The 6502-nt window shown below is 60.8% G+C and carries 6 protein-coding genes and 1 pseudogene; 4 read left to right on the top strand and 3 right to left on the bottom strand.

The window, feature by feature from the left end; all coding sequences use genetic code 11:
* Window positions 1–70: 70 nt before the first annotated feature.
* A pseudogene (locus JKG68_RS30455) lies at window positions 71–466 on the bottom strand (protein-L-isoaspartate O-methyltransferase family protein); the annotation flags it as partial.
* A gap of 281 nt (window positions 467–747) precedes the next feature.
* Here JKG68_RS30455 and JKG68_RS30450 point away from each other — a divergent pair.
* Both JKG68_RS30450 and JKG68_RS30445 read left to right on the top strand, forming a co-directional pair.
* Window positions 748–1473 (top strand): DUF2270 domain-containing protein, encoded by a 726-nt coding sequence (locus tag JKG68_RS30450; RefSeq protein WP_202066005.1) that lies wholly within the window; start codon window positions 748–750, stop codon window positions 1471–1473.
* A 143-nt stretch (window positions 1474–1616) separates the two neighbouring features.
* The gene (locus tag JKG68_RS30445) at window positions 1617–2450 is read left to right on the top strand and encodes a universal stress protein (RefSeq protein WP_202066004.1); all 834 of its coding nucleotides are present in this window, start codon (window positions 1617–1619) and stop codon (window positions 2448–2450) included.
* 38 nt (window positions 2451–2488) lie between these two features.
* Here the strand turns inward: JKG68_RS30445 and JKG68_RS30440 are convergent, their stop codons facing one another.
* Window positions 2489–2845 (bottom strand): lysozyme inhibitor LprI family protein, encoded by a 357-nt coding sequence (locus JKG68_RS30440; RefSeq protein ID WP_202066003.1) that lies wholly within the window; start codon window positions 2843–2845, stop codon window positions 2489–2491.
* 216 nt (window positions 2846–3061) lie between these two features.
* A complete protein-coding gene (locus JKG68_RS30435) occupies window positions 3062–3634 on the bottom strand; it encodes a L,D-transpeptidase (RefSeq protein ID WP_202066001.1) in 573 nt (190 codons plus the stop codon).
* A 287-nt stretch (window positions 3635–3921) separates the two neighbouring features.
* Here JKG68_RS30435 and JKG68_RS30430 point away from each other — a divergent pair, with 287 nt between their 5' ends.
* Window positions 3922–4785 (top strand): aldo/keto reductase, encoded by an 864-nt coding sequence (locus JKG68_RS30430; protein WP_312891051.1) that lies wholly within the window; start codon window positions 3922–3924, stop codon window positions 4783–4785.
* A complete protein-coding gene (locus tag JKG68_RS30425; protein ID WP_202065999.1) occupies window positions 4785–5483 on the top strand; it encodes a DUF6064 family protein in 699 nt (232 codons plus the stop codon). Before JKG68_RS30430 ends, JKG68_RS30425 begins: the two co-directional genes overlap by 1 nt.
* The last annotated feature ends 1019 nt before the right edge of the window (window positions 5484–6502 follow it).

The raw sequence follows: 6502 nt of genomic DNA, 5'->3' as shown, positions 1-6502 counted from the left end.
CTCGCCATGATCCGGCTCATGACCCGCAGGATCGCAAGGCTTTGTCAAAGCTCATGAATCGCTCGGACCGACTCTCAGCATGGCTGGCAAACTCCTCAACCACTTCCACGGTCCAGACCTGGCGAGCAATCTCGGCCAGGACGGCCGCCTGGTAGCCGAGACCGGTGCCGATCTCGAGCACAGTCTCCTGCGGATGCAGGTCCAGCAGGTCCGTCATGAGGGCGCAGATGAAGGGCTGCGACACTGTCTTGTTGAAGCCGATCGGCAGCGGTGTGTCCTGATAAGCAATGGCTGCAAGCTGTGGTGGGACGAAGAGATGGCGTTGCACCCGCCGCATAGCCGCCAGCACCCGCTCATCGAGTGAGCTCTTGCCGATCTCTTCGCTCATCAGATCGGCCTGAAGGGCGATCAACTCCACCATATGGCGGCGCAGGATCGCGAGATGCGTCTCGGTCATGGGCTTCATGGCTGCCAATCTCCTGCCTGGTCTGGTGGGCTGAGGGGTGAAGCCCATGACTGTACGCCCACGTTGAGGATCCCAGAAGTGAAGAGCGTTCAGCGCAACAGACAGACTGATACTTGTCCCGCGGTCAGGCTCCTTCGGCCGCTGAGGGGAGTGCGGACAAAACTGATCTGCGGCGGAGCTTTCCGGTGCTATAGTTCCCCTGCTTTGCTGAGATCCTGAACAGGCAGTCCGATAATTCGAGCGGAAATCCTCCAATGCCTTGATGAAGAGGGAGGGACACCATGCGGCCGAAGAGCAATCAGAACACGCTCCATCAGCCGCGACCGACCATCATGGCACCGGTCTTTCCAACCTCGTCAACCGAGTTCATCACCGTCATGGCGCACTACCATCGCGCCGAGATCGCCCGCATGGCCGGCTGGCGCGACCGGATCGACCGCACCACGAACTGGGCCATTACCGTCGTGGCGGCCATGCTGTCGGTCTCGCTTTCCACGCCCACAGCCCACCATGACGTGCTGCTCTTTGCCATGGTCCTGGTTCTGCTGCTTCTGGTGATTGAGGCGCGCCGCTACCGCTTCTTTGACGTCTACCGCAGTCGCGTGCGCCGCATGGAGCGCAACTACTATGCTCAGATCTTCTCGCCAGAGGAGGGAACGACAGATGACTGGATCCACAAACTGGGCGATGATCTCAGGCAGCCCGTATTCCTGACCAGTCACAGCCAGGCCATCTCGCGCCGCCTGCGGCGCAACTACTGCTGGATGTTCCTGATCCTGCTGTTTGCCTGGTTGGTGAAGACCACCTTCATCCGAATGCAGGAGAATGCCGTGGAGGCTCATCTCGTGACCTCGGTGAGCGAGCGGGTGCGCAACGCCGCCATCGGCCCGGTGCCGGGCTGGATTGTGATCCTTGCCGTCACACTCTTCTATGGCTGGATCCTGTATGCCTCACTGCGTCGGCCGAAAGGGGAGGGCGAACTGGCCTTCGGCAATGTTCACGTTTGAAGGAGCGGATTGATCCGCCGTTCAGCATGACCTGGAGGTAACCGCTCGGTCAGCGGTTCGATTGCGAATAGCGGTGTCGAACAACTGTCTTCAGAGTATAGTGGCATTGAAGCGTCGGCTGTCAGGCTACTGAGGTGGTTGTTATGAAAGCCATTCTGGCTCCAGTTGAGCCGCACCCCTTCATCCGCTCTGTTCTTGATGCTGCCTTAGTGGTTGCGAACCACTTCGGTAGCCATATCGAGGGCCTGGCGCTTGGCCCTGACATCCCTGACGTCGTTGCCTTCGATGTCCCGGCGGTCTGGACTGTCCTGAGCGAAAAGGAGCAGCGCGAACTCGTCGAGCGCTCCCGGCAGATCTTCGAAGAGTTCATGCTCTCCTGTTCGGTGCCGCGCAAGAGTGAAGCACAGGACGAGGTCTCCTGCGGCTGGTTGGGCCCACAGCTGTACGGGAACCGCTACATCGACAGCTTCAGCCGGATTTTCGATTTGGTCGTGCTGGGACGACCCGCACGACACGATGAGCCGCCGCGGCAAGCTACCCTTGAGGCTGCGCTGTTTGAGGGTGGGCGGCCGGTTCTGATGGTTCCGCCCTCCTCGCCAGCATCGATTGGAACAACGATCGTGATCGCCTGGAATGGCAGCACAGAGACAGCCAGAACGGTGGCGCTTAGTCTGCCCATTCTGGAAAAAGCCAGCCGCGTCATCGTGCTGACATGGGAGGGCTGGAGCATGGAAGGGCCGAGCGGAGCGGAACTGGTCCTTCGCCTGCGGAGAAAAGGCATCGTGGCCGAGGCAGTGACACGGAGGCTGAACATGCGTTCCCCGGGCGAGGCCATTCTGGAGGACGCGACTGCACTGCATGCCGACATGGTCGTCAAAGGGGCCTATACCCAGAGCCGCCTGCGGCAGCTGATCTTCGGTGGGGCGACAAGCCATATCATCACGCATGCAGAACTGCCGGTGCTGCTGGCTCACTAGGTGAGGCGTGGCATTGCCCCAAACCTCGACAGCCGCCGTCAGGAAGGACCACGCTTGGCGAGCGCCTCAAAACCGCCTCTGAGCTGCTGGATGCGCTCCTGATAGGCGTTACTCAAGCAGGCTCGGTCGGCTCCACAGGCGGCACGCCGCTTGAGCCAGGCCGCCTGCTCGTCCTCCATGTCGCCACGGGCGCCCATGCCAAGCAACGGTTTGAGCTGGGTGTAGAGGACTGCCATCTCGACATCCTCATCGTTCAGCTGCCGATCGGCACAGATAGCCTTTTCGTCCGCAGCCTCGGCTTTGGAGCAGTCGAAACTGGCAGCCCCGGCAGGCTGCCATGCGGCAATCGTCAACAGAGCAACAAGACCCTTGAGGCAGAGAGCGTTCCTGATCATGGGATCATCCTCGAAAACCTGACTGCTGAGCAAACCACCTCAATCGATAGAGGCTCCCGGTCATCGGGAGCTGTTGGGAAGCAGGGTTAACGGACGGTGAGGGGCTTGGGTCACGGCCAAGACGATCCGCAGCCGGGCTCCGCTGGACAGGTGTCTGCTGGTTTGGCGTATGGCACCCACTCAGCACAGCCTCCCTATTTCAGTGAGCCGGCCGCCTCACGGATTTCTGCTGATGTCAGCTTGGGAGCGACCCACGCTACTGCCGGCCATGATCCCATTTGTCAGCGGGTCGAAGCTGGTCAGGCGGCTGTAGTCCCCTCCGGCACCATTCGCGCCTGCCAGCCTGGTGCCGATCGGGTCCATCCCGGTGATCTCGACCCGCGTGTTCTCGGGTCCCTCCACCATGACAAGATCGAACAGGATGCTCGCGTGCCTGGGCGCCAGTCGTACGCAGCCATGCGAGGCCGGTGTGCCGAGGTGTGATATGGCGCGGCTGCCGTGAATGGCATGGCCCGCATCGGTGAGGAAAATCGAGTGCGGCATGGGGGCGTTGTCCCATTCCCGTGAGTAATGCGCCCTGGCCAGCCGTGACGGCGTGAATGTGCCGACTGGCGTCGAGTAATCGGCAGTGCCCGTCGACACCGGCCAGGAATAGCGCTGCTGCCCGTCAACGAACACTGTCATGCGCTGGGTCGTCTTGTCGACCACGATCGACACCTCTGCCACCGCTGGACCGGCCAGGACGATGCCGCCGAGCAGTGCAATGATGGATGAAATGGCCCTACGCATCGATCAGCCTCCAGTGTCGCTCCAACCCGGGTTGGGGCACCGCACAGGGATGACTGCCGAGAACGGCTAAGGTTCCAACCCCAAGCAGGTTGTGCCACCGACTCATGGCACCGTGACGGTACGTGCACGTTGTCATGAACATAAAAATTCACGGCTCGTGATGCCCGCAGCCGCCTGAGTATAGCAACCTCTGACGGATTGGGTCGGGAGAACTATCGATGCAGCCATCACACCTCCTCAGCCGCCGCAGTCTCCTCTGCGCCATGGCGGCGACCGGTGCCACGGCGATGTTGTGGCCCCTGACCGGAGCCGCACAGCCAAGTCCGGTTCTCACCAGACCCATTCCCTCGACTGGCGAGGCCCTGCCCCTGGTCGGGCTCGGCACCTGGATCACGTTCAATGTCGGGCGCGACACCGAAGCACGGGATAGCTGTGCCGAGGTCATGCGGGCGTTCTTCGAAGCCGGTGGGCGGATGATCGACTCCTCTCCCATGTACGGCTCCTCGCAGGAGGTGGTCGGCCATGGCCTGCAGAAGCTCGGCCACCCATCCCGCCTGTTCTCGGCCGACAAGGTCTGGACCTCGTCTGGCTCAGCCGGCCCAGACCAGATTGCCGAGTCGCGGCGCCACTGGAGGGTTCCCCGCTTTGACCTGCTGCAGGTCCACAATCTCCTCTCTTGGGAGGCGCATCTCAGGACCCTGCTTGCCATGAAGGCGGCCGGGGAGGTGCGTTATGTCGGGATCACCACCTCGGAGGGACGCCGGCACCGGGAGTTCGAGCAGGTAATGCGTCAGCATCCGCTCGACTTCATCCAGGTGACCTACAACATCCTCGACCGTGAGGTCGAAGAGCGCATTTTGCCTCTGGCCGCAGAGCGCGGCATCGGGGTGATCGTGAACCGTCCGTTCCGGCAGGGTGCCCTGATCGACCGCCTGGAACGCCACCCTCTCCCGCCTTGGGCGGCCGCGATCGACGCGAGAACCTGGGCGCAGTTTGTTCTGAAGTTCATCGTGTCTCACCCGGCCGTGACCTGCGCCATTCCGGCAACCACCCGCGTCGATCATGTGCGCGAGAACATGGCTGCTGCCACCGGAAAGTTGCCGGATGGCGCGATGCGGGCCCGCATGATCGTTTATGTTGAGAGCCTCTGATGGGGGACTGGCTGTCCTACACCCCATCGGATTTCCTGCTGTTTTCGGCCCGCACCTATTACCGCCTGTTCGAGCTCTACAACCGGGCAATCTGGCCAGCACAGATCCTGGCACTACTGCTCGGAATCATTGTTCTGTGGCGGCTGCATCGTTCGTGTGCCTGGCAAGGTTCGGTGGTCACGGTGATCCTTGCGGTGGGGTGGCTTTGGACGGCGTGGGCTTACCTTGTGGAGCACTACGACACGATCAACTGGGCGGCGCGCTACTTCGCCATCGGCTTTGTCATCGAGGCAGTGCTGCTGATCTGGACAGGGATCGTTCGCCATCGGCTCTCGTTTCGGCCGTACAGGGATTGGACCAGCCGGACTGGAATGGGACTGTTTCTGTTTGCGCTGGTCGTCCACCCATTGATTGGCCCGCTTGTTGGTCGAGACTGGATGCAGGCCGAGATCTTTGGTGTCGCGCCTGATCCCACTGTGCTTGCCACGATTGGGGTCCTCCTGACAGTGGACAAGCAGCTCCCGTGGGCGCTCATGATCATTCCGCTGCTCTGGTGCGCGCTCAGCGGAGCAACCCTTTGGACGATGGGCTCAGCGAATGCTTGGATCATGCCGGTGGCAGCTCTTGGTGCTCTTGGGCTGGCCCTTTATCGGGTGCTATCTGCGCGAGGGGAGGGCAGGGCACAGGCCGAACCCTGAGGGCAATAATGCAGTTTGCATCCTAATGGATTTGTCTGCCTAACGGATGCAGTTCTTACCGGACGGCTGCCACGCAGAGCGTCCATGCTCGATCTATCGGGATCGGCACAAGAGGTAACATCCGCTTCCGTTGAAAAACTCCTGGGTGCCGCTGCGTCGGTCTATTATTAGCGTCAGCGTACAAGATCAGGCCCAGCATCCTGTATGCGGCCTGCGCAACAATCGGCAGTTGCGGACTTTTTCAACAATCTCAGCCCACAGGATAACCTCTGACTTTTAATCAGAGGGTCCTGGGTTCGAGTCCCAGCGCGTTCATTAACTATATCAAAGGTTTACCGGCTTCTGCCCTTTGATAGATTTTCTTCCATGTAGCTAATAGGTAGCCAGACGTTGCACCGGGCAGGACTCGCTCAGGTCCGACGTCGAGCCGACCTTAGGAGCAGGAACGGCGACGTGAGTCGTTCGAAGCCGACCATCCGTCCACTCCCAGCTTATTCATATTATTGGCACCGACCGGGCCCGAGACGAGGCGATAAAGGTCAGGTCTCTCGCGGTGAGCGGACCGTTAACGGGCATGCCTAAACTTCACAAATTGACCCAGAGCTGACTCTAGCTTTTTCAACGTCGTTCGCGTTTGCCACGGTTCCGTCATTCCCGTCCCGCGAAATGACAGACAATATGCGTCTCGGCGGAGGGCGCTTCAGTTCCTGTTCGGTACATCCCTCTCCACGAAAAAGCTCCCTCGCCGCTGAGGGAGCAGGAGGGAGTCGAGTTTCAGGAGGAAACGCCCGAAGTCGGGCTAATCGAGCCTACGTGTCTGCCCCAAACCTCCCACCACTTAGAGCATCGGACGAGAACTCAGATCCGATGAGTTCTGCATCTCACCAGCCCTGGAACCATCTCGAAGTCGCTGGTGGTGCGTCCACTAAAAGGTCCGATGCTCTAGTACTACAGCCGTGGTTTGCGCCGACGTCGGGTACGCTTGCGCCAGTGACACTCGCGGGCACGCTGCTGGTGTC

Origin of the sequence: Microvirga aerilata (genome assembly GCF_016743775.1) — a bacterium.
Classification (GTDB): domain Bacteria; phylum Pseudomonadota; class Alphaproteobacteria; order Rhizobiales; family Beijerinckiaceae; genus Microvirga; species Microvirga aerilata.
This window is presented reverse-complemented; position numbering and strand designations above follow the sequence as displayed.

Excerpts from the sequence above, each read along its gene's own strand:
- JKG68_RS30425 (WP_202065999.1), top strand. The coding sequence starts at position 4,785 with ATGGGGGACTGGCTGTCCTACACCCCATCGGATTTCCTGCTGTTTTCG.
- JKG68_RS30440 (WP_202066003.1), bottom strand. The coding sequence starts at position 2,845 with ATGATCAGGAACGCTCTCTGCCTCAAGGGTCTTGTTGCTCTGTTGACG.
- JKG68_RS30450 (WP_202066005.1), top strand. The coding sequence starts at position 748 with ATGCGGCCGAAGAGCAATCAGAACACGCTCCATCAGCCGCGACCGACC.
- JKG68_RS30435 (WP_202066001.1), bottom strand. The coding sequence starts at position 3,634 with ATGCGTAGGGCCATTTCATCCATCATTGCACTGCTCGGCGGCATCGTC.
- JKG68_RS30445 (WP_202066004.1), top strand. The coding sequence starts at position 1,617 with ATGAAAGCCATTCTGGCTCCAGTTGAGCCGCACCCCTTCATCCGCTCT.
- JKG68_RS30430 (WP_312891051.1), top strand. The coding sequence starts at position 3,922 with ATGTTGTGGCCCCTGACCGGAGCCGCACAGCCAAGTCCGGTTCTCACC.